A 24,794-nucleotide genomic window follows, 5' to 3' on the forward strand; every position below is an offset into this window, starting at 1 on the left:
TCCGGCGAACCCGCGGGCCCGGACGGACGACTCGCGTGCCTCGGCGGACGAGGCGCGTGCCTGATGGACGACACGGCGCCCGGACGAATCTTCGGCCGGGCGCCGGGTCGACCGGCCGATCACGCGTGTGACCTGCTTCGCACCCGGGTTCGTCCGGGGCGTGAGGTCCGACACTCCGCCGTGACCCAGGAGATATCTTTCCTTGATCCGCGGGTATGGTTGAGGGTCGTTGCGGGCGCCTCATTCCGGAGTGCAAGCCCGATAGAGGCTCGCGGAAGGTGAGTGATGGGCTTGCGCGCCCATAGTTCGTTGCTGCACGTCTTCGTCATGGCCGGGGTGTCCGGGCGATGACCGTTACCGCAGAACCTGGTGCACCGGCCGAATCCGCCGCGGAAATCACCGCGCCGCTGCCGTGCGTCGCCGAGGTGACGCACGCGCCGTCGACCGCCCCGGTCGCCGACCGCGCCCTCTTCTGGTCCGGGCTCGGCGCGAGCGAGCGCACGCTGCTCGACGTCCTCGCCGCCACGGCCGAGCGCCACCCCAACGCCGCCGCGATCGACGACGGCACCACCACCCTGACCTACCGCCGGCTCCTCGAAGAGATCGACGCCTACGGCCGCCGCCTGCGCGGGTACGGCGTCGGTGTCGGGGACCGCGTCGGCGTCCGGATCTCCTCCGGCACCGCCGAGCTGTACGTCGCGATCCTCGCGACCCTGTCCGTCGGCGCCGCCTACGTGCCGGTCGACGCGGACGACCCGGACGAGCGCGCCGAGCTGGTCTTCGAGGAGGCCCAGGTCGCGGCGGTCGCCACCGACGGCAAGATCAACGTCCACAGCACGCCCGGCGGCCGCGAGGGCGTCCCCGGCCCGGCCGACGACGCCTGGATCATCTTCACCTCCGGCTCCACCGGCAAGCCCAAGGGCGTCGCGGTCTCGCACGCCGCCGCCGCCGCGTTCGTCGACGCCGAGGCCGAGCTGTTCCTCACCGAGGAGCCGATCGGCCCGGGCGACCGCGTGCTGGCCGGGCTGAGCGTCGCCTTCGACGCCTCCTGCGAAGAGATGTGGCTGGCCTGGCGCCACGGCGCCTGCCTGGTGCCGGCGCCGCGCGCGCTGGTCCGCACCGGCGTCGACCTCGGCCCGTGGCTGGTCGCGCAGAGCATCACCGTCGTCTCCACCGTGCCGACGCTGGCCGCGCTGTGGCCCGCCGACGCGCTCGAAGACGTCCGCCTGCTCATCTTCGGCGGCGAAGCGTGCCCGCCGGAGCTGGCCGAGCGGGTCGCCGTCGAAGGCCGTGAAGTCTGGAACACCTACGGCCCCACCGAAGCCACCGTCGTCGCCTGCGCCGCGCAGCTGACCGGCGAGGCCCCGGTCCGGATCGGCCTGCCGCTGTCGGGCTGGCAGCTGGCCGTGGTCAACGACGACGGGCAGCCGGTCGCCATGGGCGAGACCGGTGAGCTCGTCATCGGCGGCGTCGGCCTGGCCCGTTACCTCGACGCCGAGAAGGACGCCGAGAAGTTCGCGGCCCTGCCGTCGCTGGGCTGGCAGCGCGCCTACCGCTCGGGCGACATGGTCCGCGCCGAAGCCGAAGGCCTGCTGTTCCTCGGCCGGCTCGACGAGCAGGTCAAGCTCGGCGGCCGCCGCATCGAGCTGGGCGAGGTCGACGCCGCGCTGCAGGCCCTGCCGGGTGTGCAGGGCGCGGCCGCCGCGATCCGCCGCACCAAGGCCGGCAACCAGGTCCTCGTGGGGTACGTCGTCCCGGCGCCCGGCGTGCCTTTCCGGCACGACGAAGCCGCGACCCGGCTGCGCGAGCACCTGCCCGCCGCGCTGGTGCCGCTGCTCGCCGTCGTCGAAGACCTGCCCACCCGCACCTCCGGCAAGGTCGACCGCAACGCCCTCCCGTGGCCGCTGTCCACAGTGGACGCCGCCGGGCTGTCCCCGACGCAGGCGTGGCTCGCCGAAGGCTGGGCCGAGATCCTCGGCGTGTCGGTCGACGACCCCAAGGCCGACTTCTTCACCCACGGCGGCGGCAGCCTGACCGCCGCCCAGGTCGTCGCGCGGATCCGCACCCGGCACCCGCAGGTGTCGGTCGCCGACATCTACTCCTACCCGAAGCTGGGCGCGCTGGCCGCGATGCTGGACGCGCTGAGCGGCCAGGCCACCGAACGCCGGGACATCGCGCCGACGAAGCGCCGTGCCGGGGTGATCCAGACGCTGCTGATGGTCCCGCTGATGGGGCTCGCCGGCCTGCGCTGGGCGACGCTCGCCGCCGCGCTGTCGAACGTGCTGTCGCTGCTCGGGTTCGCCTGGGCGCCGACGCTGAACTGGGCGTGGCTCGTGCTGGCCTGGGCCGTGCTGTTCAGCCCGGCCGGGCGCATCGCGATCGCCGCGGGCGGCGCGCGTGTGCTGCTCTCCGGCGTGCGGCCCGGCACCTACCCGCGCGGGGGCAGCGTCCACCTGCGCCTGTGGACGGCCGAGAAGCTCGCCGAGTTCAGCGGCGCGGACAGCGTCGCCGGCGCGTCCTGGATGACGACCTACGCCAAGGCCCTCGGCGCGCGCATCGCCAAGGACGTCGACCTGCACTCGCCGCCGCCGGTCACCGGGTTCCTCAAGCTGGGCCGCGGTGCCGCCGTCGAGCCCGAGGTCGACCTGTCCGGCCACTGGGTCGACGGCGACCGCGTGCACATCGGCAAGGTGCGCATCGGCGCGGAGGCCCGGATCGGCGCGCGCAGCACGCTGTTCCCCGGCGTCCGCATCGGCAAGGGCGCGGAGATCGCGGCCGGGTCGACCGTCCGCGGCGCGGTGAAGGCCGGCCAGCACTGGGCCGGCTCGCCCGCCGCGCCCGTCGGCAAGGACGGCAAGGACGCGAAGGACGCGCTGAAGTGGCCGTCGAGCCGCCCGCCGCGGTCGCACTTCTGGGCCGCGGTCTACGGCGTGACCTCGGTGCTGCTCGGCTTCCTGCCGGGCCTGGCCGCGCTCGCGGGCGTGGCGGTGCTGGGTTACGCGATCGTCGGCGCGCCGACGCTCCTGGCCGCGTTCACCCAGGCGCTGATCTTCGTGCCGGTCGCGACCGCCGCGTACTTCCTGACGTACATGCTGTTCGTGCTCGCCGGCGTCCGGTCGCTGAGCATCGGCATGGTCGAGGGCTACCACCCGGTCCACGGCCGCGTCGCGTGGCAGGTCTGGGCCACCGAGCGGCTGATGAGCATGGCCCGCGAAGGCCTGTTCCCGTTGTACGCCAGCCTGTTCACGCCGGTGTGGCTGCGGCTGCTCGGCGCCAAGGTCGGCCGCAACGTCGAGGCGTCGACGGTGCTCGCGCTGCCGAAGATGACCCAGGTCGACAGCGGCGCGTTCCTGGCCGACGACACCATGGTCGCCACCTACGAGCTCGGCCACGGCTGGCTGCACGTCGCCCCGGCCCGGATCGGCAAGCAGGCCTTCCTCGGCAACTCGGGGATGACCGCGCCCGGCCGTTCGGTGCCGAAGCGCGGGCTCGTGGGTGTGCTGTCCTCGACGCCGTTGCGGGCGAAGAAGGGCTCGTCGTACCTCGGCATGCCGCCGCTGCCGGTGCGCCGCGCGATCGGCGACGCCGACACGAGCCGCACCTACACCCCGGCGCTGCACCTCAAGGCGGCCCGGGCGCTGGTCGAGCTGTGCCGGATCATCCCGGTCATGTGCGGGGTCGCGCTGAGCGTCACCGTCGCGTTCGGGCTGCTGCAGGCCGCGTCGGTGTTCGGGTTCGGCGTCGCCGTGCTGCTCGCCGGGCCCGCCCTGCTGGCCGCCGGGATCGTCGCGGCGCTGACCGCGACCGTCATGAAGTGGCTGCTGGTCGGGAAGTTCCGCGAAGTCGACCACCCGCTGTGGAGCTCCTTCGTCTGGCGCAACGAGCTCGCCGACACCTTCGTCGAGACGCTGGCCGTGCCGTGGCTGATCGGGTCCCTCGGCGGCACCCCGCTGCTGGCGGCCTGGCTGCGCACGATGGGCGTCAAGATCGGCCGCGGCGTGTGGCTGGAGACGTACTGGCTGCCCGAGGCCGACCTCGTCGAACTCGGCGACGGCGCGACCATCAACCGCGGCTGCGTCGTGCAGACGCACCTGTTCCACGACCGGATCATGAGCATGTCGCGGGTGACCCTCGACGAGGGCGCGACGCTCGGCCCGCACGGCATCGTGCTGCCGGGCGCGAGCATCGGCGCGCGCACCACGGTCGGCCCCGGGTCCCTGGTGACCCGCGGCGACGAGGTGCCGCCCGACTCCCGCTGGCTCGGCAACCCGATCTCCGCCTGGACGGGCAAGTAGGTCACGAAGTCACCACCCGGCTCGCACGGAATCACCCCTCCGTGCGAGCCTGGTTCGAAGTACGCACGAGGAAAGGTCCGGCACGGGTGATCTCGAAGGCTTCCGCTCCCGCACCCGGCGCGGACACCTCCGGCGACTCCTACCTCCCCGCGCACGGCAACGGCGGTTACCGGGTCCGGCACTACGACCTGACCCTCGACTACAAGGTCGCGCCGAACCGGCTGTCGGCGTCGGCGGTGATCACCGCGGAGGCGACGCAGGCGCTTTCCCGCGTCAGCCTCGACTTCGGCGAGTTCCGGATCACCCGCGTGCTGGTCGACGGCAAGCCCGCGAAGTACCTCAAGCGCGTGCGGAAGCTGCACGTCAAGCCGCAGAAGGCGATCGCCGCGGGCAGCGAGTTCACCGTCGAGGTGTTCTACGTCGGCAACCCGCGTCCGGTGGGGAGCCGCTGGGGTGACGTCGGCTGGGACGAGCTGACCGACGGCGCGCTCGTGGCGAGCCAGCCGGTCGGCGCGCCGTCGTGGTTCCCCTGCAACGACCACCCGTCCGACAAGGCGACCTACCGGGTGAGCGTGACGACGTCGTCGCCGTACCTGGTCGCGGTCACCGGCGAGCTGGTCGACCGCTACACCTCGGCCAGCACGACGAAGTGGGTCTTCGAACGCCACGAGCCGACCGCGACCTACCTGATGAGCGTGCAGATCGGCCGCTACGACGACGTCGACCTGAGCGGCGGCGGCTGGTTCGCGCGCGTGGGGGCGGCCGCGCGCCGGCTGAGCGTCGACATCGGACGCGCGAGCGGGCAGGTGGAGGCGGTCCACGAGACCGTGCCGCAGCGCGCCGCCGTGCCGCCGCGGCTGCGCCGGCCGTTCGAGCACGACTTCGGCCGGCAGGGCCGGATGATGGAGGTCCTGCAGCGGCTGTTCGGCCCGTACCCGTTCGGCGAGTACCAGATCGTCGTCACCGACGACGATCTCGACGACCCGATCGAGGCGCAGGGCATGTCGATCTTCGGCGCCAACCACGTCGACGGCCGCCGCACGTACGAGCGGCTCGTCGTGCACGAGCTGGCGCACCAGTGGTTCGGCAACAGCCTGACCGTGGCCGATTGGCGCCACATCTGGCTGAACGAGGGCTTCGCGACCTACGCCGAGTGGCTGTGGTCGGAGGAGTCCGGCGGCGAGTCGGCGCAGTCGCTGGCCCGCACGTGGCACACCCGGATGAAGGCCAAGCCGGCCGACGTCCGGGTCGCCGACCCCGGCGTGGCGCGGATGTTCGACGAGCGCGTCTACAAGCGCGGCGCGCTGACACTGCACGCGCTGCGGGCGGAGATCGGCGACCCGGCGTTCTTCGCGGTGCTGAAGGCGTGGACGACCGAACACCGCCACGGGCTCGTCACGACCGCCGCGTTCATCGCGACGGCGGAGGAGTACGCGGGCCGCTCGCTGGGGACGTTCTTCACGCGCTGGCTCGACACCCCGGCGCTGCCGCCGCTGCCCTAGCCGTCGATGCGGTCGAACGCTTCCGGCCGGGGGAGTTCCCTTGGCCGTTCTCACCCGGACGGGTGGTCTTCCCGGCAGAATGGGCCTTCGACGAGGGGAGCGCTGATGAGCGAGCCGGGGCCGCCCTACGGGTATCCGCAGTGGCAACCGCCGGCGCCGCCGAAGAAGACGTCGCCGGCGGCCGTCGTGCTGATCACCGGCTCGGTCGTCGTGGTCGTCGTGATGGTGCTCGCGTTCCTGGCCTGGGGGTATCCCGGGTTCCTGCGGAAGCCGGAGGGCAACGCCGACGGCGTGTGGTTCCCGACGTCGCCGTCGTCGTCGCAGCCGCCGGCCACGCTCGCTTCGCCGAGTGCCTCGGCGCCGCTGCCCGGCGGCCGTGCTCCGCTGCCGAAACGGCCGCGGCCGCTCGTCGACCCGATCACCTGCGCGTTCACCCCCGCGCCCGGCTCGCCCGCGCCGAAGCCGGCCACGCCGCCGCCGGACGGTCCGGCGCCGTCGTCGGGCACCGTCGCGGTGCGGCTCGCGACCAGCGCGGGCGCCATCGGGCTGACGCTGGACCGCGCGCTGGCGCCGTGCACCGTGGTGAACTTCCTGAGCCTGGCGAAGCAGGGGTTCTACGACGGCACTTCGTGCCACCGGCTCTCGGTGGTGGACGGGCTGCAGATGCTCCAGTGCGGCGACCCGGCCGGCGACGGCACCGGCGGCCCGGGTTACACGATCAAGGACGAGACGTTCCCCGAGCTGACCTACGGCCGCGGCATCCTCGCGATGGCCAAGACGTCCGAACCCGACTCGGGCGGCTCCCAGATCTTCCTGGTCTTCGGCGACACGCAGATCCCGCCGGAGTACACGGTGTTCGGCAGCATCGACGACGCCGGCCTGGCGGTCCTCGACAAGGTGGCCGCCGCCGGCGTCGACACGTCCAAGCCCGGCATCGGCGACGGCAGTGGCCCCCCGAAGACCCCGGTCACCTTCACCGCCATCACCACCCCGTGAAGGAAGCGCCGACACGCGTGATCGAGGAGCCGACACGCGTGATCGAGGAGCCGACACGCGTGATTGAAGGGTCGACACGGCGTGTGAAGCCGGATGCTGCGCGTGTCGACTCTTCAATCACGTGAGTTGACCCGGCAATCACGCGAGTTGACCTTCTGATCACGGGCGGTCGAGCAGGTCTCGGAGGGCGGCCAGGAGGGTGGGGACGGCCGTGGGGGACGACGTGTGGCTGCGCCAGGCGATGTAGCCGTCCGGGCGGACCAGCAGGCAGCCGTCCTCGGCGATGCCGCTGAGGCGGGACCAGTCGCCGTACGCGTCGCGGACTTCCGGGTCGCCGACGCGCACCGTCCGCAGGTCGAGGCCCAGCTCCGCGCCCACCTTGGCCGCGGCGTCGCCCCACGCGGTGCCGGTCAGGCCGGTCAGCACCGTCCAGCGGCCGCCGCCGACGACGTCCAAAGTGGACACCCGGCGGCCGTGCGGGCCGACCAGCCACGCGTGCGGCAGCTTCGCGCCCGGTTCGGTGCTGGGCCGGTGGAACAGCTCGGGATCACGCTCGGACGCCACCGGAGCGACGCCGTCGGGCAGCACCGCGCCGGAGACGTAACGCTGGTCCATCTCGACGCCGTGGGCGTTGAACTCGTAGTGCTTCAGCTCGATCGCCTTCTCCAGCTCACGCCGTTTCGACGCGCCCTCGGGCGTCGGCGCGAGGCAGGTTTCGAGGCCCGCGGTGATGCCGTCGGAGTCGGTGTCGCCGGCGATGCCGAGCGCGGCGAAGATCGGCCCGAACTGGTCGCGGCTGAGGTTCGCCCGGTCGACGATCTGCTTGCCGACCGGCGCGCGCTCGGCGGTGTAGCTGTCCAGCAGGCCTTCGCCCGCTTCGCCGCGCACGACCATCGCGAGCTTCCACGCCAGGTTGTACGCGTCCTGGATGGACGTGTTCGACCCGAGCCCGTTGGACGGCGGGTGCCGGTGCACCGCGTCCCCGGCGCAGAACACCCGGCCGTTGCGGTACTCCGTCGCGTAGTTGTGGTTGACCGTCCACAGTGACGTCGAGGTGATCTCGACGTCGAGGTCCGGGTCGCCGACGAGGTCGCGCACCAGCCGCGTCGCCTCTTCGACGTCGACCTCCGGCGGCGCCTGCTCGATGTCGTAACCCCAGGTGAGCAGCCACTCGTTCCACGGCCGCACCATCCGGACCAGGCCCATCCCGATCCCGCCGAGGTGCGCGCCCGGCCGCATCACCCAGTACAGCACGCTCGGCCGGTGGGCCACGTACGGCGCGAGGTCCGCGGTGAACGTGATGTTCATGCTGCCCGCCTTGCCGGTCTGCCCGGCGATCGGCAGGCCGGCCAGCTCGGCGACGCGGCTGCGCGCGCCGTCCGCGCCGATCAAGTACTTGGCGCGCAACGAGAACTCGTCGCCGCGCACGCGGTCGCGGAAGCGGACCGTGACGCCGTCCGCGTCCTGCGTGAAGTCGAGGAACTCGGTGTCCAGCCGCAGTTTCGCGCCGCGCGCGGCGGCTTCGCTCGCCAGGATCGGCTCGAGGTAGGTCTGCGGCAGGTCGATCATGTGGCACGGGCTCGCGGCGCCGTACTCGGCGGCCGACCCGGCGCCGGTGCCCCAGCTGGCGATCCGGCCGATCTCCGGCCCGGTCAGCGACGTGCAGAGCACGGTGTCGCCCATCAGGTCCGGCGGCGTCCCGACGGCGAGCGCCTTGTCCTCGACGCCGAGGTCGCGGAAGACCTCCATGGTCCGCTGGTTGGTGATGTGCGCCCGGGGCGTGTTGGCCATCCAGCCGTACTTGGTGGCGAGCACCGTGGGGACGCCGTAGGTGGCGAGCAGCAGGGCCGCCGAACCCCCGGCGGGGCCGCTGCCGATCACTATGACGTCGGTGTCGTAGCTCATCTCGTGCTCCCGGGCTGGATGCGGAAAGTGAAGTCGAGCCGGCGCCAGAGCCCGGGCTCGCGGCCGTCCGGGGCGGGCCCGGACTGCTCGGTGAAGTCGACGATCAGGCCGTCCTTGACGCCGAACACGGTGTCGGAGTCCAGGTACTCGCCGCCGCGGACGAACAGCTGCGTGATCAGCGTCCGGAAGCCGGGCTTGGCGATCATGAAGTGCACGTGCGGCGCCCGGTAGGGGTGGCGGCCGACGACGTCGAGCATCTGCCCGACCGGCCCGTCGGCGGGGATGGGGTACGCGCTCGGCACGATGGTCCAGAACCGCAGCCGGCCGTCGGCGTCGGTGCGGAAGCGGGCGCGCAGCACGGGTCCGTCGAGATCGGGCAGCTGGACGTCGTAGAAACCGTCCTCATCGGACTGCCAGACGTCGACGACCGCCTCGGGAACCGGGGCGCCGTGGGTGTCGGTGATCCGGACGTCCGTCCACAGTGGAGTTCCGGGCAGTCCCGCCGCGAGGTCGGCGCCCTGCGGTGTCTCCGGCGGGCCCTCGACGTAGAACGGGCCCAGCACGGCCGACGGCGTGGTGTCCGGCGTGCGCGAGTTGGTCAGGACGTCGACGACGCTGGACACGCCGAGCGTGTCCGACAGCAGGATGAACTCCTGGCGCGTGTCGCTGGAGATCTGCCCGGTGCGGGTCAGGAACCCGATCGCGTACTCCCACTCCTCCTGCGTGAGGTCGGTGCGGATCGCGTAGCCGTGCAGCGTTTCGACGAGGTCGGTGAGCAGCTCGCGGACGCGGTCCGGCGCGCCCGCGAAGCTCTCGACGACCTGCTTCGTGAGCGCCGCGAGCACCGGGGGAGCCGTCGTGCGGGCGCCCTTCAGGGCCTGGCGCAGCAGGTCCGCCTCGGGCTCGTCGGCGATGTCGGCTTCGGTGAGCCCGAGTTCGGCCAGCGAGTGCGGGATCGGCAGGGACGCGGTCAGCTCGAAGACGTCGATCGCGTCGTCGAGGCCCAGGTGCGCCATGACGTGCGGGAGCAGGACGGCGTGGGTTTCGGCGTGCGGCAGCCCGAACTTGCCGCCGAGGTGGTGGCACAGCTTGTGGTGCAGGCCCATCGACACGCTGTCCAGGCACGAACCCGCCAGCCACGCGCCGCGCAGGGCGGCGGTCCGCGCGTCCACATCGGACGGATCGGCCACGATCCGCGGCAGGGCGTCCGTGAGCAGCCGGATGGCCTCGCCGGCCAGCAGGTCCGTCATCGGGTTGGCGTCCGGGGCGTAGCGCGCCTCGACGGCGTGGGCGAGCGCGTTGATCCCGCTGGCGGCCGAGGTGGCCACCGGCAGGGAGAGCGTCAGGCCGACGTCGTAGAGCACGACCTCCGGCCGCACCTTCGGGGACCGTTGGGTGGTCTTGTGGCCGTCGGCGGTTTCGCCGAGGACGCTCGTCAGCTCCGAGCCCGCGTACGTCGTGGGCACGATCAGCTGCGGCAGGTCGGTGCGCAGGGCGATCGCCTTGGCCAGCCCGGTGGCCGAGCCGCCGCCGACCGCCACGACGCCGTCGACGCCGTGGTCGGCGACGACCTTCAGCGCGCGCTCGGTGACGTCGACCGGGGTGTGCATCGCCGCGTCCTCGAAGCGCGCGGCCAGCAGGGGGCCGAGCGCGGCGGCGGCGCGGTCGCCGTAGCGCGGGCCGGCGACGAGCAGGACGCGCCCGAGTCCCAGGCGGCCGGCTTCCGCGCCGACGTCGTCGAGGGAGCCGAAGACCACCCGCACGGGGTTCGCGGCGTAGCTGAACGAGGTCATGCGAGGGAGTATCCGGCCTGGCCGGGGCCCGGTCCTGCACGTTCGTGCTGCGTCGAGGCACGAAACGCGCGTCTCAGCGTCTCAGCTTGCCCGGCGCAGGGCGGCCGGCGTGGTGCCGAGCTGGGCGCGCAGCACGCGCGTGAGGTGCTCCTGGTGCGAGAAGCCGCAGCGGACGGCGATCTCGGCGATCGGTTCGGTGCCGGTGCGCAGCAGCAGCCCGGCCTGCTCGACGCGCAGCCGCAGCAGGAACCGGTGCGGCGGCAGGCCGGTGCGGGCCTTGAACTGCCGCGAGAACTGGCTGACGCTCAGCCCGGCGAGCGCGGCCAGGTCGGCCAGCGGCGCCGGCTCGGCCAGCTGGTCCGCCATCCGGTCGCGCACCCGCGCGAACTGCCGGTCGGACAGGCCGCGGGCCGGCTCGGGGAGCAGGACGCGCCCGGCGTGGTGGTGGCGGACGAGCTGCGCGGCGACGAGCGCGCCGAGCTGGTCGGCGTAGGTCCGCGCGCTCGGCTCCCAGTCGCGGACGACGCCGTCGAGGCTCAGCACGAGCTGTTCGAGCAGCGGATCGCTGCCGAACTCCTCGGCGAGCCGCACGGGCGCGTCCCCGCCGGCCGCTTCCTGGACGGCGTCGTCGGCGACGTAGACGTGCACGGTGTCGAGCTCCCCGCCCAGCTCGACGGACAGGTCGACGTGCGACGGCTGCAGGAACAGCCCGCCGGCGGGCATCCGCCGGCTCTGCTCGTGGGGCGTCCCGACGCCGCGCCGGACCGTCACGGGCCCGCCGAGGTGGAGGATCAGCTGGTGGCTGCGCGCGGGCCCGAACGCGGCGCGGTACGGGCGTTCCCGCTGCTTGGAGAGGTAGACGCGGTCCCAGCCGAGACCGGCGCTGGTGCGTTCGGGGCGGACCCAGGGCAGCGCGAGGATGCCGTTGGTGTCGGTCAGCCCGAGTTCGCCCACGCCTGCCTCCTCGACGTCGAGGCCGACTCCAATCGTACCCGCGCGAAGGACCGGCTCACGTCCTCAAACAGTCGCCTCGCGTACTCAGAGGGTCGGCTCACGAACCGACCCTCCAGGTACGCGAGCCGACTCTGCAGGTACGTGGCCCGACTCTGCAGGTACGCGAGCCGACCGTCTGGGTCAGCCTGGGCTGGCGCGGCCGTGGCGCCAGTAGCCGAGGAACGCGATGCCGGACTTCGGCCAGCCGCGGTCGCGCACCAGGTGGCGGCGCACCCCGGTGGCGAGCGCGGCCTCCCCGGCGACCCAGGCGTAGGCGCGGCCGGGCGGCAGGTCGGCGTCGCGGACCGCCTGCAGCGCGAGCGCGCCCGGACGGGCGGGCCGGAGCCGGGGCAGCCAGTGCACCCGGACCCCGGCCGGGGCCTCTACCTCCCGGATGTCCGACTGCGCCGGCACCTCCAGGAAGACCTCCGCGACCAGGTCGGCGGGCGCGCCCTCGAGGATCGCCAGGACCGCGGGCAGCGCGCTCTCGTCCGCGGCGAGCAGCTGCCAGGCCACCCCGGCCGGCGGCAGGTAGCTGACGCCGAGGTCGAAGACCCCGGCCGGGTCGCCCGGGCGGGCGCGGCGGGCCCACTCGGCGGCCGGGGCGTCGCCGTCGTGCAGCGCGAACTCGATGTCGATCTCGCCGGGGCGGGACCGCCGGATCGTGTAGTTGCGGACCCACGGACGGCGGCTCTTCGGCATCAGCAGCACCTCGGCCATCCAGCCTTCGTTGTCCCGGGTCGGCATCCGCAGCCCGTCCTGCCCGGCGCGCGGGAAGAACAGCCGGACGGCCTGGTCGTCGCCCGCCGGCTCGAACTCCGCCAGCTCCGGGCCGCCGAGGGTGACGGTCCGGAACGCCGGGCTCGGCGCCGTGTTCGCCAGGACTTCGAGGGTGATCATCTTCCGCGTCTTCGCGCGGCGGACCTTCGGGATCATCAGACGTCCAGCACGAGCCGGGGCGAGAGCGCGCGGGAGACGCACGCGTACATCCGACCAGGCGGCGCGCCGATGTCGTCGCGGTGCTCGGGCTCGCCGTCGACAACCTTCAGTTCGCAGCTGCCGCAGACGCCTTCGCGGCAGCCGGACGGCACCGGGCGCCCGGCGTGGGTCAGCGCGTCGAGCAGGGACTCGTCCGGCGGGACCTGGATCGTCCCGCCGGAGCGGGCGCAGACGACCTCGAACGCCGTGTCGGGCCCGAACACGCGGCGCGTGGGCTGGAAGCGTTCGGCGTGCACGCGCGGGAACACGGCCTCGGCCGCGGCGAGCATCGACGCCGGGCCGCAGCAGTAGACCTCCGCGCGCGGGCTGAACGCCGCGAAGTCCGGCCGGCCGCGCTCGGCCGTGGGGAACAGCCGGACGCGGTCGCCGTACTCGGCAAGGAGTTCCGAAGCGAAGGGCATGGTCGCGAGCGACCGGCCCGCGTAGACCAGCGTCGCCGCGGCGCCGGAAGCGACGGCCGCCCGCAGCATCGGCACCATCGGCGTGATCCCGATCCCGCCGGCCAGGAACAGGTACTCCGGTGCCGGTTCCAGCGGGAAGTGGTTGCGCGGCACCGAGACTTCGAGCGTCCGGCCCGGACGCAGGTACCGGTGGGCGTACTCCGAGCCGCCGCGGCTGAGCGGGTCGTGGCGGACCGCGATCCGGTAGCTCGTGAGGTCGCCCGGGTCGCCGCACAGCGAGTACTGCCGGGTCAGCCAGTTGGGCAGCGCGAGGTCGACGTGCGCGCCCGGCTCCCACGGCGTCAGCGGTCCTTCGTCTCCGTGCAGGACAAGGGAAACGACGTCGTCGGCGAGCCGCTCGACGCGGTCGAGGATGGTCTTCTGCATGGGTCAGTACAGCTTCCGGTAGCCGGCTTCGAGCATGGCCTCGAACTGCGCCGGGTCGACGTCCACGCCGAGCTGGTCGGACACGATCTCGCCGGCCGACGGCAGTTCTTCGGCCAGGGCCTGGCTCGCGGGGTCCCAGAGGCGGGAGCGGATCAGCGCGCGGCCGCAGTGGAAGAACACCTGCTCGACCTCGACGACGATCGCCAGGTCCGGCTCCTTCGCCTCGGTCCGCATCCGGGCGAGCACGTCGGGGTCGTCGGTGACGTACGCGCGGCCGTTGACGCGCACGGTTTCCCGCACGCCGGGGACGAAGAACAGCAGGCCGACGCCGTCGTTCTCGGCGATGTTGCGGAAGGAGTCGGCGATCTTGTTGCCGGCGCGGTCGGGCATGGCGAGCGTGCGCTCGTCGAGGACCTTCACGAAGCCGGGGTAGTCGCCGCGGGGCGAGCAGTCGGCCCGGCCCGCGGCGTCGGCGGTGGCGAGGGTGAGGAAGGGGGAGTGGGCGATGAAGCGGCGGACGTGCCGGTCGACGTGGCCGAGGATCTTGGCCTCGATCATCGCCTCGGGTTCGCCAAGCCGCGCCCGCACCTCGGCCATGGAGACTCGGCGCAGCATGTTTGTGCTGGTCATGACACAATTATGAGCAATCATTCGGATCTGGCGCTACTCGCTTTTGGGGAGCGCGACAGGAGGAGCCGTGCCGTCGGACCCGCGCCGCATCCAGCCACGTAAACAGCCCCGCCAGGTCCGCGCCGAGCTCACCCGGGAGCGGATCCTCACCGCGGCTGCTCACGTTTTCGCCGAGCACGGCTACGCCGCGGGCACCACCAACCGCATCGCCGAGCGGGCCCGGATCTCCATCGGCTCGCTCTACCAGTACTTCCCGAACAAGGACGCGATCCTGGCCGAACTGCTGATCCGGCACCTGGATTCCGGGGAGGAGTCGACCGGCTGGCAGCAGCGCCACGAGCTGACCGGCTCGCTCGACGAGATCGTCCGCGCCCTGGTGCACCTGGTGATCGAGCACCACCTCGACGACCCGCAGCTGCTGCGCCTGCTGCTGGAGCAGGCGCCCCGTTCGCAGGAGCTGCTGGAGAAGGTGGGCCGGTACGAGCAGGCCCGGATCGCTTTCGCCCGCGACCTGTTCGACCGGCACCCGGAAGTCGGGGTCACCGACACCGCGACGGCCGCGAAGCTGGTCGTGACGACGTTGGAGCTGGTCGTGCACCAGCTCGTCGCGTCGCGGGAGCCGGTGGACATCGACCGGCTGGAGAACGAGCTGGTCGGCATGCTCACCCGCTACCTCAGGGGCTAGCTCCTGAACAGCGTCCAAGACTTTCGTCCTCCTCCGCGCGGGGGAGGGCACGCGGCCTGACGTAATGCTCGCCGGTGGCCGGAAGTTTCACAGGTGCACGCGGGGAGTGCGTGCACGTCCTCAGCAAGGCCGGGGGGCCTGAGGGCGGACGGGGAGTGGTGCCGGGCCCGCGCAGGGGCGGGCCCGGCACCGCCCAGGCGCTGCCGGAGTGAGTCTGCTCGATGGGCCGCCTGGGCGCGAAGACCGCGAGCTTGACTTGCTCCGGCAGCGCCTAGCTGTCGCGGGCGGCGAGGGCGGCTTGGGTCCGGCTGGTGACGCCGAGCTTGGCCAGGATGTTGCCGACGTGCGCTTTCACCGTGCGCTCGGCCAGCCGCAGCCGGGCCGCGATGTCGCGATTGGACAGTCCTTCGCCCAGCAGCTCCAGCACGTCGCGCTCGCGCGGGGTCAGCGTGCCGCCCGCGGTCAGCGCCGCCGCGGCCGCCGCGCGGGCGGCGGTTACGGCCTGGCCGGGCTGGCGGAACAGGCCGCGGCGGCCGGCGGCGAGCTGAGCCACGGGCCGCACGAGGGCGAATGGGTCGTCAGCGTCGTGCTGCCGGCAGCTGCGACACGGTCACGAACCGGAAGCCGCGCTGCTTGAGCCCGTCGAGGATCGGCCCGAGCGCCTGGCGCGTCGGCTCGCGGGACGCGTACATCGCGTGCAGCAGCACGATCGAGCCGGGCCGCACCTGGGCGAGCGTGGTGTCGCGGATGGTCGCGGCGTCCGGGGTGCCCGCGGAGCGCGGCTTCCGGGGCCCGCGCGTGCGACGCCAAAGCCGTGAAGGCCTCCTTTCCGGCCGTAAGAGCCGGGAAGGAGGCCTTCACGGACAACGGCTCAGAGCGGGTTGAACTCGCCCAGCGGGGCGGTGCAGAAGGGGCCGCCGACGAACTCGGCCGCCGCGCCCGTGGGGGCGGGGCGGGACGCCAGCTGCTCCGCGTAGACCTCGGCGTCGTCCAGGGACTTGTAGCCCAGCGCCTCGGCTTCGGCCAGCGAGTAGATCCGGCGCGTGTTGTCCGAGACGCCCCAGATCAGCCGGTAACCCGGCGACGGTGCGGCGAGGCAGGCCTCGAACAGCCGCGCGCCGTCGTCGGGGGACAGCCACGTCGTGAGGCCGCGCGGGCCCAGCGGCAACGGCGTCTCGAAGCACGAGCCGATGCGGATCACGATGACGTCCATCCCGAACCGCGAGTGGTACAGGCTGCCGAGCGCCTCGATCACGGCCTTGCTGACGCCGTAGTAGGTGTCCGGGCGCGGCGAGGAGTCCGCGGGCAGGTCGTCGTCGTTGCGCCGGAAGCCGACGGCGTGGTTGCTCGACGCCAGGAGCACGCGCTTGACCCCGGCTTCGCGAGCGGCCTCCAGCACCGTGTGGGTGCCGTCGATGTTGACGTCGAGGGTGGCGGCCCACGAGTTCTCGCGGCTGTGGCCACCGAGGTGGATCAACGCGTCGACGCCTTCGCACGCCGCAGCCATCGCCGCCGCGTCGGTGACCGATGCCGTCACGACCTCCTCGGCGGCGTCCGACGCCGTCTGCGGGGCCACGTCGAGCAGGCGCAGCACCCGGCCGGGGCGCCGCAGGCGGGGGCGCATCAGGGTGCCGACGACACCCGCCGACCCGGTGATGAGCACACGCTGGTCCGTCAATGGACTTCCTTCCGTAAGGGCGGCGGTCAGCGGATTCCGGCCCGGCGCAGCTGCTGCCCGAGCTCGGCGGTGGTCTCCGCCAGCAACTCGCCGACGCGCTGGGCGTCGGCGTCGGTCACCTGGGAGATGGGCATCGAGCAGCTGATCGCGTCCGTGCCCGGGATCCGGTAGGGGATCACCGCGGCGACGCACCGGACGCCCAGCGTGCCCTCCTCGATCTCGGCGGCGTACCCGCGTTCGCGGGTCGCGGCGCACTCGGCGTGCAGCGCTTCGAGCGAGGTGATGGTGTTCGGGGTCAGCGGGATCAGCGTCGACGGCAGCAGCGCCTCGATCTCTTCGTGCGTCAGCTCGGCCAGCAGGGCCTTGCCCAGCGCGGTCGCGTGCGTGGGCAGCGTGCGCCCGACGCGCGAGACGAGGTGCGTGGAGCGCTGCGACTCCCGCGTCTCCAGGTAGACGACCTCGGTGGCGTTGCGGCGCGCGAAGTGCGCGGTGAAGCCGGTCTTCTCCCGGATCCGCTCCAGGGCCTCGGTGGCGAACGGGACGACGGCGTCGCGGTCGAGGTAGGCCGTGCCGCAGATCAGCGCGCGGACGCCGAGCCGGTAGCGGGCGGTGTTGGCGTCCGCCTCCAGCCAGCCGGCTTCCAGGAGCGTGCGCAGCAGGCCGTGCAGCGACGAGCGCGGGAACCCCGTGCGCGCGTGCAGATCGGAGAGCGAGAGCCAGACGTCGTTCGCCGCGAAGGTTTCGATCAGATCGACCGCCCGGCGCGCGGATTTCACCCCTGACGACTCGGCGGGCGCACCGTCGGTCGCCGCCGGGTTGGCCACCTTTTGCGGCATTTTCGCGCCTCCGTCCGGCCGTTGACTTGTGACTCCGGCCATATTAGCGTCCCGAACAGCGTTCTTATGGATGAACATAATCACTATAACAGATCCCGTTCATGGATGTGAATATGCTCGTTCATGTGCCGGCGGAGACGCTCGAGTACAACGGAGGCAGGGGAAGCCCGGTGCGGCACCGCAAAGCAGCGCCGGGTACGACCGTGCCCACCTGACCCGGCCACCATCCGGCCGAAACCGACAAAAGGACGAGAGAGCAGAAACTGATGGCACAGACCGAGATCGCGCTGGACGGCCTGCTGGCGTTCCCCCTCACCCCGTTCACCGAGGACCTCGAGGTCAACCTCGACGCGCTCGCGGAGAACGTGGAGAGCCACATCGCGGCCGGCGCCGGTGCGCTGTTCGTCGCGTGCGGCACCGGCGAGTTCAGCTCGCTCTCGCCCGCCGAGCACGCCGCGGTGCTCGCCAAGTCCCGTGAGGTGGCCGCCGGCCGCGTGCCGGTCTGGGTCGGGGCCGGTGGTGGCGCCGCGGCGGCGCGGGCCGGCGTCGCGGCGGCCGAGGCCGGCGGCGCGGACGGTGTCCTGCTGCTGCCGCCGTACCTGGTTTCCGGGCCGCAGGCGGGGTTGGTCGACTTCGTCCGCTACGCCGTCGGCGACACGTCCGTGCCGGTGATCGTCTACCACCGCGGCACCGGCGTGTTCACCGCGCCGGCCGCGGCGTCGCTGCTCGACATCCCCTCGGTCGTGGGCCTCAAGGACGGCTACGGCGACGTCGAGGTGATGACCCGGATCGTCACCACGATCCGCTCGCTCGACACCGACCGCGCGCGGGACTTCCTGTTCTTCAACGGGTTGCCGACCGCGGAGATGTCCGCCAAGGCGTACGCCGCGATCGGTGTCGCCCGCTACTCCTCGGCCGTGCACTGCTTCGCGCCGGAGATCGCCCACCGCTTCCACCGCGCGCTCGCCGAGGGCGACAACGCGACGATGGACACCCTGCTGGCCGGGTTCTACCTGCCGCTGGTAGCGCTGCGCGACGAGTCGCCCGGCTTCGCCGTGTCGCTGGTCAAGGCCGCCGCCCGGCTGCGCGGCGACAAGGTCGGCTCGGTCCGGCCGCCGCTGGTCGAGCCGACGCCCGAGCAGATCGACCGGCTGCAGAAGGTCGTGGAGGACGGCTTCACGACGTTGAAGGCGCTGAGCTGATGAAGATCCTCGATGTGGTGCTGACCCCGGTCGCGTTCGCCGACCCGCCGCTGCTCAACGTCATGGGCGTGCACGAGCCGTTCGCGCTGCGCGGCATCGTCCAGGTCAGGTGCGAGGACGGGATCGTCGGGCTCGGGGAGTCCTACGGGGACGAAGCGTTCCTCGGCGAGGTGCGCAAGGTGCTGCCGCGGCTGCGCGGCCACGACGTCTTCGACCTGCCCGGCCTGCAGCGGCTCGTCGCGCAGGCGCTGTCGGGCACCGTGCTGACCGACGCGCACGGGCTGATCGGCGGGTTCTCCATCCGCAAGACCGTCGCCAGCGTGTACTCGCTGTTCGAGGTCGCCTGCCTGGACGCGCAGGGGCAGCTGCTCGGCCGCCCGGTGAGCGACCTGCTCGGCGGCAAGGCGCGCGACGCCGTCGAGTTCTCCGCGTACCTGTTCTACAAGTACGGCCGGCACGTCGACGGCCGCGAGGACACCTGGGGCGAGATCACCACGCCGGAAACCCTGGTCGGCTCGGCGAAGCGGATGATCGACGAGTACGGCTTCCGCTCGATCAAGCTCAAGGGCGGCGTCTACGAGCCCGCCCAGGAGGTCGACGGGATCCGCGCGCTGGCCGAGGCGTTCCCCGGCCACCCGCTGCGGATCGACCCGAACGCCGCGTGGACGCCGGAGACCGGCATCCGCGTCGCCGCCGAGCTGGACGGCGTCCTGGAGTACCTCGAAGACCCGACGCCGGGCATCGAGGGCATGGCGCGGGTCGCTTCGGAAGCTTCGATGCCCTTGGCCACCAACATGTGCGTGGTGAACTTCGGCGACGTCGAGCCCGGCTTCCGGGCGCGCGCCATCGGTGTTCTCCTGTCGGACCACCACTTCTGGGGCGGCCTGCGCGCCACCCAGTCGTTGTCGGTGACGTGCGAGAGCTTCGGCGTCGGCCTGTCGATGCACTCCAACAGCCACCTCGGGATCAGCCTGGCCGCGATGGTGCACGTCGCCGCGGCGACCCCGCACCTGACCTACGCCTGCGACACGCACTGGCCGTGGAAGGTCGAGGACGTCATCGAGCCGGGCGTGCTGGAGTTCCGCGAGGGCGCCGTCGCGGTGCCGGCGACGCCAGGGCTGGGCGTCACGCTCGACGAGGACGCGCTGGCGAAGCTGCACGAGAACTACGTCCGATGTGGACAGACCAAACGGGACGATGTGACCTACATGCGCAAGTACGTCGAGGGTTTCGAGCCGAACACGGCGAGGTGGTGACCCGGTGAAGGTGACCGGATACGCCTACCCGTGGGACGTCCTGGAGGACGGGTTCGTCGACCGCGCGCGCGGCCTCGGCGTCGACGAGGTGGCCGTGGCGCTGTCGTACCACAGCACCCGCGCGGCGACGCCCTGGTCGGCGTCACGCACGGCCGTCGTGGCGCGGCACGCCGCGTTCCACCGGCCGGTGCGCCCGGACGCGTGGGGCTCGCTGCGTCCGTCCACTCCGGACTGGAGCACGGCTCCGGACTCCGGCGGCGACGCCGTCCGGCTGCTCAACGAAGCCGGGATCCCGGCCGCCGCGTGGATCGTGCTGACGCACAACTCGCAGCTCGGGTACGCGCACCCGGACGTCGCCGTGCGCAACTGCTTCGGCGAGGTCTACCCGTGGGCGCTGTGCCCGTCACAGCCCGCGGTGCGCGAGTACGCCGCGGCGATGACCGCGGAAGCCGTCGCCGGGCTCGAGCTGTCGTCGGTGGTCCTCGAGGCGTGCGGCCCGCTCGGCGCGGTGCACCAGCACCAGCACGAGAAGACCGACGGCGTCTGGGCGCCCGCGGTGGCCCGGCTGCTGTCGATCTGCTGCTGCGACGCGTGCGCTTCTTCGTGGGACGTCGATGCGGACACCGTCCGGGCCCAGCTCGTCGAGGAGGTGCGGCGGCTCGTCGCCACCGGGGACCTCGGTGTCACGGCCGACGCTTTGCCTGATTCGCTTCGTCAGGATCTTCTGTTTACAAGACAGAAGGCCACCGACCTGCTGCGGGCCGCCGTGCTGGCCACGCTCCCGGCGGGCACCCGGATCGTGCTGCACGGCGCGCTCGACCCCTGGGTCACCGGCGCGCTGCCCGGCCTCACGCCGGGCGCGATCGACGACGCCGATTCCGTCGTACTCTTCGGCTGGGCGCCCGCGACGGGGGCCGACGCCGTCGCCGCGGCCAGGGAGGCCCTGCCGGAGCGGGTGGCGATCGGCAGCTACATCACCGCCGTGGCGGCCGCCCCCGTGCCCGACATCGCCGCCTACGTCGGCGAGCTCGCCAAGGCGGGCGCGGCCGAGCTGCACCTGTACCACCTCGGACTGGCCGGTCCGGGCCGCTGGCGCGACCTGGACACCGCCACCGCCGCCGCCCACGAGAACTGAGGAGCTGTTCCCGAAATGAGCCAGGCCACCGACGCCGCCACGCTCGAGAAGATCCTGGCGGCCGCCGCCGAAGCCGCCCGTCCGGCCGCCGAGGCCACCCCGGCCGAGCGCGGCCGCTGGCTGACCGCGGTCGCCGACGCGCTCGACGCCGCGGCCGGCGAGCTGGTCCCGCTGGCCCACGCCGAGACGCACCTGCCCGCCACCCCGCGGCTGGCCGGCGAGCTGAAGCGCACGACGTTCCAGCTGCGGCTGTTCGCCGAGTCCCTCACCGACGGCGCGTACCTCGGTGCCACCGTCGACCACGCCGACGCCGGCTGGCCGATGGGCCCGCGCCCGGACATCCGGCGCGTCAAGACCGCGATCGGCCCGGTGCTGGTGTTCGCGGCCAGCAACTTCCCGTTCGCGTTCAGCGTCGCCGGCGGTGACACCGCGTCCGCGCTGGCCGCGGGCTGCCCGGTGATCCTCAAGGCGCACCCGGGTCACCCGGAGCTGTCCGCGCAGACCGGCCTGATCGTGCGCGAAGCGCTGCTCGAGGCGGGTGCCCCGGCGGGCCTGTTCAACGTGATCTTCGGCCAGGACGAGGGCGTCACCGCGCTGAAGGACCCGCGGATCGCGGCGGCGTCGTTCACCGGGTCGATCCCGGGCGGGCGGGCGCTGTTCGACATCGCGAACGCGCGGCCGCGGCCGATCCCGTTCTACGGCGAGCTGGGCAGCGTGAACCCGGTCGTCGTCACCGAGGGCGCGATCGCCGCCCGCGGCGAGGCCGTCGCGAAGGGCTACGCCGGGTCGTTCACCCTCGGCGCCGGCCAGTTCTGCACCAAGCCGGGCCTGCTGTTCCTGCCGGAGGAGCACGGCCTGACCGAGACGCTGCGCTCGGCGTTGGAAGGCGCGGCGCCCCAGCCGATGCTCAACGACCGCATCGCGAGCGGGTACGCCTCGACGCTCGCGAAGCTTCGCGAGGTCCCGGGGGTCGACGTCGTGTCGGCGTCGCCGTCCGAGGCGCCCGCGTTCACCCCGACGCTGCTCGCCACCACCGGCAAGCAGTTCCTCGAGGGCGGCGAGGCCGTGCACCAGGAGTGCTTCGGGCCGGCGTCGCTGATCGTCACCTACGCCGACCAGGCCGAGCTGCTGCGCCTGCTCGACGTCATCGAACCGGGGCTCACCGCCACGATCCACGGCGAGGAGTCCGACGCGGACTGGATCCGGCCGGTGCTGCCGGCTCTGGCCCGCATCGCCGGCCGGCTGCTGTGGAACGACTGGCCCACCGGCGTCACGGTGAGCTGGGCCCAGCAGCACGGCGGCCCGTACCCGGCCACGACCGCCCCGACCACGACGTCCGTCGGCACCGCCGCGATCGAGCGCTTCCTGCGCCCGATCGCGTGGCAGGGCTTCCCGGACGCGCTACTGCCCGAACCCCTGCAGGAGGCCAACCCCTGGCAGCTGCCCCGACGCACCGACGGAACCCGCTGACCCCGTAACGCGGCACTTTCACGTGAAAGTGCCCACCTGGCCCCGGCACTTTCACGTGAAAGTGCCGGGGGCGCTCCACCCACGCCGCCGCACGACCGCATTTCCGTTCCCCATCCCCGCAAGCCAAGGATGTCTTGATCCTGGGAGGCATTGTCATGCCCGTGAACCGGAGAAACGCCCTGCGCGGCGGCGCCCTGGCGGCCGCTTCCACCGTGTTCCTCACCCGTCCGGCGTTCGCCGCGTCGGCTGCCACCCCGGTGGCCGCGGCGAGTGGCGTTCCCGCCGCGACCGCGCCGATCGTCGCGGCCTACCGGCAGCTGCAGAGCGGCATCAACCGGCCCTCGCCCGAACGCACCGCGGCGCTGGCCAACCTGAGCCGCGTCGCGAAGGCGTACAACGACAGCCTGTCCGTGGCGGGCGGTGGCGCTCCACTGTGGACGGACCTGCCGCTCGGCCCCGGCAGCGACTACACGACGTCGATGTACGCGCGGCTGCGCGCCATCGCCGTCGACTGGGGCACCCCGGGCGGCGCGCTGTCCGGCGACCCGGCCGTGCTCGCCCGGATCAAGGCGGCGCTGGAGCTGATCTACGCGAGCCAGTACAACCCGGACGTCGGCGAGATCGGCAACTGGTACACCTACGAGATCGGCGTCCCGTACTACGTCCTGCACACGCTGTCGGTGGTCGCCGACCAGCTGACCGCCGACGAGCTGGCCCGCTACGTCAGCCCGATCAAGCGGTTCGTGGGCAACCCGAACGTCCGCGCGAACAACACGGCGCTCGTCGAGACCGGCGCCAACCGCGCGGACAAGGGCCTGATCTCGATCGTCGCCGGCGCGCTGATCGGTGACACGGCGTGGATCAAGACCGGCATCGACGCGCTCACCGACGTCGCGGGCGGCGGCGCGGCGAGCGTCGTCGCGCGGCTGGACCGCGCGGCGGGCGACGGCTTCCACGTCGACGGCTCGTTCATCCAGCACGACACCATCCCGTACCCCGGGCACTACGGCATCGTGCTGCTCACCGCGCTGGCCGGCGCCATCCACGTCACGCAGGGCACCGAGTTCGCGCTCCCGCAGCCGTTGAAGGACAAGATCTACGGGCTGGTCGCGGACGCGTTCGCGCCGTTCGTCTACGCCGGCGCGCTGGTGGAGCCGGTGCGCGGACGGATGCTGTCGCGCCAGGGCGAGACCGGGCACGACATCGGCCACCAGCTGACCGTGGCGACGCTGGTGCTGGCCCGCACCGCGTCGGGCAAGACCAAGACCGACCTCAACGCGCTCGCGGCGAAGTGGATCACCGAGGGCACGTACGCGCCGTTCCTCAAGATCCCGGACCCCGAGCGGTTCGCGCCGGGACCCGACCTCGTGGCGACGCCGGGCATCGAGTTCGCCCAGGACATGCTGGCGGCCCACACCCGCCCGGCGCGGACGACGGCCACGCACCGGACCTTCGGCCAGCAGGACCGGATGGTGCACGTCACCGAGGCCTGGACGGCGTCCCTGGGCGTCAGCTCGACGCGGATCTCCCGCTACGAGTCCATCAACGGCCAGAACCTCAAGGGCTACCACGTCGGCGACGGCGTGCTCTACACGTTCGTGCCGAACGCGAAGGGGCACTACACCGACGCGTACTGGCCGACGGTCGACCCGCTGCTGCTGCCGGGCACGACCGAGAACGCCGGCCCGGTCGACCCGGCGTTCGGCAACGTGCCGGTGGGCCCGAACCCGCACACCGGCGGCGTCCGCTGGGACGACAAGCACGGCGCCTACGCGTTCGACTTCAAGTCCTGGGACGGTTCCCTGACCGGCAAGAAGTCCTGGTTCTTCACACCGTCCGGGATCGTCTGCCTGGGTGCCGGGATCACCAGCACGTCGGCGGCCGCGGTGCGCACGACGATCGAGAACCGCAACCTCGGCGAGGGCGGGCGCGGGACGTTGACCGCGGACTTCCGGCGCGTCGCGACCGACCTCGGGAAGGCCTCCGCGCTGCGGCGGCCGAAGTGGCTGCACCTGGAGAACGTCAGCGGGTACGTGCTGCTCGACGACGCTTCCGTGACGGCGTTGCGGGAGGACCGCACGGGCGCGTGGCGCGACATCGACACCGGCGCCAACACCAAGGGCACGACGACGCCGAACACGCGCCGGTACCAGAAACTGGTGCTGGAGCACGGGATCAAGCCGGTGAACGCGACGTACGCGTACGCGGTGCTGCCCGGCGCGTCGGTCCTCGGCACGGTCGCCGCGGCCGGGGGGTTTTCGGCGTGGCAGGTGCGGGCCAACACCGCGACGGTCCAGGCGGTCCAGGTCGGCGACACCCTGCTGGCGAACTTCTTCGCGGCGGGTTCGGTCGGCGACGTCCGCGTCTCCGGGCCGGCGTCCGTGGCGATCGGGCGGTGCGGCTGGGGCAGGCAGCTCGCGGTGTCGGACCCGACGCAGACGCAGGACAGCGTCACGGTGACGGTGCGCGGGAAGTCCGTGGTGGTGCCGCTGAAGGGCAGCTTCGGCGCGACGAAGGTCGTGCCGCTGCCGTAGGCCTTGCTGATGTAGGTCTCCCCGCCGGGCCGGTGTCCCGACCTGGCCCGGCGGGGCC

At 72.7% G+C, this 24,794-nt stretch carries 19 protein-coding genes; 9 read left to right on the forward strand and 10 right to left on the reverse strand.

The window, feature by feature from the left end; all coding sequences use genetic code 11:
• Positions 1-347: 347 nt before the first annotated feature.
• From OHS58_RS04720 to OHS58_RS04730, 3 genes are all read left to right on the forward strand, one after another.
• Positions 348-4,295, forward strand: coding sequence for a Pls/PosA family non-ribosomal peptide synthetase (locus tag OHS58_RS04720; protein ID WP_328647255.1), 3,948 nt, complete (start codon positions 348-350; stop codon positions 4,293-4,295).
• 86 nt (positions 4,296-4,381) lie between these two features.
• Positions 4,382-5,797, forward strand: a complete 1,416-nt coding sequence (locus OHS58_RS04725; protein ID WP_328647256.1) for a M1 family metallopeptidase — start codon at positions 4,382-4,384, stop codon at positions 5,795-5,797.
• Positions 5,798-5,902: 105 nt separating this feature from the next.
• Positions 5,903-6,793 (forward strand): peptidylprolyl isomerase, encoded by an 891-nt coding sequence (locus OHS58_RS04730; protein WP_328647257.1) that lies wholly within the window; start codon positions 5,903-5,905, stop codon positions 6,791-6,793.
• Positions 6,794-6,952: 159 nt separating this feature from the next.
• On the opposite strand, the gene OHS58_RS04735 is transcribed toward OHS58_RS04730, so the two are convergent.
• The 6 genes from OHS58_RS04735 to OHS58_RS04760 form a co-directional block, all read right to left on the reverse strand.
• On the reverse strand, positions 6,953-8,698 hold the full coding sequence (locus OHS58_RS04735) for an FAD-dependent monooxygenase (protein ID WP_328647258.1): 1,746 nt from the start codon (positions 8,696-8,698) through the stop codon (positions 6,953-6,955).
• On the reverse strand, positions 8,695-10,491 hold the full coding sequence (locus tag OHS58_RS04740; RefSeq protein WP_328647259.1) for a maleylacetate reductase and hydroxyquinol 1,2-dioxygenase domain-containing protein: 1,797 nt from the start codon (positions 10,489-10,491) through the stop codon (positions 8,695-8,697). The genes OHS58_RS04735 and OHS58_RS04740 overlap by 4 nt, the downstream gene beginning before the upstream one ends.
• Before the next feature lie 81 nt (positions 10,492-10,572).
• Complete coding sequence (locus tag OHS58_RS04745; protein WP_326951132.1) at positions 10,573-11,445, reverse strand: AraC family transcriptional regulator; 873 nt, start codon at positions 11,443-11,445, stop codon at positions 10,573-10,575.
• 180 nt (positions 11,446-11,625) lie between these two features.
• The gene (locus OHS58_RS04750) at positions 11,626-12,420 is read right to left on the reverse strand and encodes a siderophore-interacting protein (RefSeq protein ID WP_328647260.1); all 795 of its coding nucleotides are present in this window, start codon (positions 12,418-12,420) and stop codon (positions 11,626-11,628) included.
• Positions 12,420-13,310: a PDR/VanB family oxidoreductase gene (locus OHS58_RS04755; RefSeq protein ID WP_328647261.1), complete on the reverse strand. Its 891-nt coding sequence runs from the start codon at positions 13,308-13,310 to the stop codon at positions 12,420-12,422. Before OHS58_RS04755 ends, OHS58_RS04750 begins: the two co-directional genes overlap by 1 nt.
• A gap of 3 nt (positions 13,311-13,313) precedes the next feature.
• Complete coding sequence (locus OHS58_RS04760; RefSeq protein WP_326952097.1) at positions 13,314-13,940, reverse strand: MSMEG_1061 family FMN-dependent PPOX-type flavoprotein; 627 nt, start codon at positions 13,938-13,940, stop codon at positions 13,314-13,316.
• Between the two features lie 67 nt (positions 13,941-14,007).
• Between OHS58_RS04760 and OHS58_RS04765 the strand changes: the two genes are divergently transcribed.
• Complete coding sequence (locus OHS58_RS04765; protein ID WP_328647262.1) at positions 14,008-14,625, forward strand: TetR/AcrR family transcriptional regulator; 618 nt, start codon at positions 14,008-14,010, stop codon at positions 14,623-14,625.
• 271 nt (positions 14,626-14,896) lie between these two features.
• Here OHS58_RS04765 and OHS58_RS48680 read toward each other — a convergent pair whose 3' ends face one another.
• The 4 genes from OHS58_RS48680 to OHS58_RS04785 all read right to left on the reverse strand — a co-directional run bounded on the left by OHS58_RS48680 (position 14,897) and on the right by OHS58_RS04785 (position 17,139).
• Positions 14,897-15,178: a response regulator transcription factor gene (locus OHS58_RS48680; protein WP_442875517.1), complete on the reverse strand. Its 282-nt coding sequence runs from the start codon at positions 15,176-15,178 to the stop codon at positions 14,897-14,899.
• A gap of 25 nt (positions 15,179-15,203) precedes the next feature.
• Positions 15,204-15,350, reverse strand: a complete 147-nt coding sequence (locus OHS58_RS04775) for a hypothetical protein (protein ID WP_326952099.1) — start codon at positions 15,348-15,350, stop codon at positions 15,204-15,206.
• Between the two features lie 146 nt (positions 15,351-15,496).
• Positions 15,497-16,303, reverse strand: a complete 807-nt coding sequence (locus OHS58_RS04780) for an NAD-dependent epimerase/dehydratase family protein (protein ID WP_326952100.1) — start codon at positions 16,301-16,303, stop codon at positions 15,497-15,499.
• 26 nt (positions 16,304-16,329) lie between these two features.
• A complete protein-coding gene (locus tag OHS58_RS04785) occupies positions 16,330-17,139 on the reverse strand; it encodes an IclR family transcriptional regulator (RefSeq protein WP_326951126.1) in 810 nt (269 codons plus the stop codon).
• A 266-nt stretch (positions 17,140-17,405) separates the two neighbouring features.
• Between OHS58_RS04785 and OHS58_RS04790 the strand changes: the two genes are divergently transcribed.
• The 5 genes from OHS58_RS04790 (at position 17,406) to OHS58_RS04810 (ending at position 24,736) form a co-directional block, all read left to right on the forward strand.
• Positions 17,406-18,341, forward strand: coding sequence for a 5-dehydro-4-deoxyglucarate dehydratase (locus OHS58_RS04790; RefSeq protein WP_326952101.1), 936 nt, complete (start codon positions 17,406-17,408; stop codon positions 18,339-18,341).
• Positions 18,341-19,597, forward strand: coding sequence for a glucarate dehydratase family protein (locus OHS58_RS04795; RefSeq protein ID WP_328647263.1), 1,257 nt, complete (start codon positions 18,341-18,343; stop codon positions 19,595-19,597). The genes OHS58_RS04790 and OHS58_RS04795 overlap by 1 nt, the downstream gene beginning before the upstream one ends.
• Before the next feature lie 4 nt (positions 19,598-19,601).
• Complete coding sequence (locus OHS58_RS04800) at positions 19,602-20,732, forward strand: hypothetical protein (RefSeq protein WP_328647264.1); 1,131 nt, start codon at positions 19,602-19,604, stop codon at positions 20,730-20,732.
• A gap of 15 nt (positions 20,733-20,747) precedes the next feature.
• Positions 20,748-22,202, forward strand: a complete 1,455-nt coding sequence (locus tag OHS58_RS04805; protein ID WP_328647265.1) for an aldehyde dehydrogenase (NADP(+)) — start codon at positions 20,748-20,750, stop codon at positions 22,200-22,202.
• 155 nt (positions 22,203-22,357) lie between these two features.
• A complete protein-coding gene (locus OHS58_RS04810; RefSeq protein WP_328647266.1) occupies positions 22,358-24,736 on the forward strand; it encodes a polysaccharide lyase 8 family protein in 2,379 nt (792 codons plus the stop codon).
• Positions 24,737-24,794: the final 58 nt, after the last annotated feature.

Source organism: Amycolatopsis sp. NBC_00348 (assembly GCF_036114655.1).
Classification (GTDB): Bacteria; Actinomycetota; Actinomycetes; order Mycobacteriales; family Pseudonocardiaceae; genus Amycolatopsis.